2 protein-coding genes are annotated in these 1,847 nt (G+C 57.4%); both read left to right on the top strand.

Going from position 1 to position 1,847, the window contains the following annotated elements; translation table 11 throughout:
* Window positions 1-716, top strand: a 716-nt coding sequence (locus O148_RS0113720) for a Tox-REase-5 domain-containing protein (protein WP_205618197.1), incomplete at its 5' end; no start/stop codon positions are given.
* Window positions 717-754: 38 nt separating this feature from the next.
* On the top strand, window positions 755-1,492 hold the full coding sequence (locus O148_RS16770) for a hypothetical protein (protein ID WP_035746295.1): 738 nt from the start codon (window positions 755-757) through the stop codon (window positions 1,490-1,492).
* The last annotated feature ends 355 nt before the right edge of the window (window positions 1,493-1,847 follow it).

Below are 1,847 nucleotides of genomic sequence, written 5' to 3'. Positions count from 1 at the left end.
ATGCGGGGAATAAGGCTCCACGGTGGGTGCGGATCACTGCTGGGCAGTCGGTGGAGATGGCCACCAATGTGGGCATTGACTTCATTCTCGGCGGCCGGCAGATCACCAACCTGGGTGCCACCCTTCTCGGCGGGATTCGGGCGCCCGGCTTCAGACCGCGACCACCCGTCCCGGGCGGAAGCGGAGCACGGCCCCCAGGAGTGCGTCCGCCGCGCCCGTCCAACCCGAAGGACGTTGTCCCACAGGTTCCGCGGTTGGGTCCACCGAACACGCACGGGCTACGGTATCCGGACCCGATGCCCAAAGTCGGAGACCAGGTCGGTGTTGGTGAAATCGTTGCCCGGCGGCGGCCACGCAATCAACACATCGAGTACCAGCTCCGTGTCACGGGCAACACCCGCACCCCGGACGGCAAGGTGCCCGAAGTGCGGGTCAACGGCGTCGATTTCGACGGCATCGCTTACACCGGAAAACCACCCAAAGCCACACTCCTCGACGCCAAAAACGGCTACGCCTTCCTCCAAAACCCCAACATCAGCGAGACAATAGTCAGAAGTATCGTCGCTTCCGCGAGGAAACAGTACGACGCTGCATTAATCGCTGGCGCTTCTGTCACGTGGATCGTGTCGACAAAGGCCGGAGCGGACGCGCTACGAGAGATTTTTGCGGAAGCTGGTGTTCGCATTAAAGTAATATTTCAACCCGGAGCGCTATAATTGTTATAGGTTTTCATCCGGATAAGGTAAGGATTGTGATGTTTGATTCAAAGTTCCGTGTTGATGCCTGGTGGGGCGCACGTTCCGCAACCCCAGAATCGATTGTGAATGGCATTGATCAAACATTGGAGGCTGTCAGGTCTTTTGAAAGATCAGCTGACAGTTGGAAGACAAGCGAACCAGCAGGAATATGGCCAAACGATTCGATCGAAAAGTTGGCATTTGTGAATTCGAATGTCTTTTTAACGGATCCGGACTCAAACGGCGTCGTTGAAGCGCAACCTGATCGCGGCTACACCATAAGTCTTTTCCCACTCAACGAGACGAACTCACACCAAATCATCTCTGCCCTTGATTTCTGGTCTGGATCACTAACTGCCGCAACGGAGATGGTATTCAATAGGGTCACTATCGCGATTAAGAAATTGGACAAGCCCCTTACTTCAGGGAATATCGTCAGGCTTTTTGAATCGTTGTCGTCGATTTGGTTTCCTGATTTCATTTCGCTGTCGAATCGGGATACTCGTGGGTTGCTTGGTGAGTTGTATACGAGTCCGCGTCCGGGGTTGGTGATGTGGTTTAGTGATCGGTTGCCGTGTGCGCCGGGTGTGGCGGGTTTGGGGTATCCGCGCTTAGGTGGTGGGGTGTTGGTGGATCTGCGAGCCCTGGTCGAAGATTCTGCTGATCCAATAGCGTCGCTCACAAAGGTGTATGCGGAACTGGAAGGGGTGGGGGCGTTCGACCCGATCCCACCCATGTCGCCACTCAAGGACTAACCCTCACCTCGTTCGCAAGTGCGTGGTTCCGGTCGCGGACTAGCAGGCCGCGATCGGGTGACACTGCCATCGAAAGTTTCGCAACCGGGCCGCTCCCCCGAATCGTGTCGTCACAGTGACCACCGTGAAGGGTGCGTGGTGGCAGTGAAGTGAGCATCGCCGTCTCACACCACCCAATACATCCGCAGCACGTCCGCCGCGAACGAGTAACCCGCGCCCGGTTATGCTGACGCTTCCGCGGTTGGGTCCACCGAACACGCACGGGCTGCGGTATCCGGACCCGATGCCCGGCGTTGGGACGAAAGTTGGTGTAGGTGAAGTGGTCCCCCGGGGACGCCCGCGCAACCCACATATC

Source organism: Haematomicrobium sanguinis DSM 21259 (genome assembly GCF_000688395.1).
Taxonomy (GTDB): Bacteria; Actinomycetota; Actinomycetes; order Actinomycetales; family Micrococcaceae; genus Haematomicrobium; species Haematomicrobium sanguinis.
This window is presented reverse-complemented; position numbering and strand designations above follow the sequence as displayed.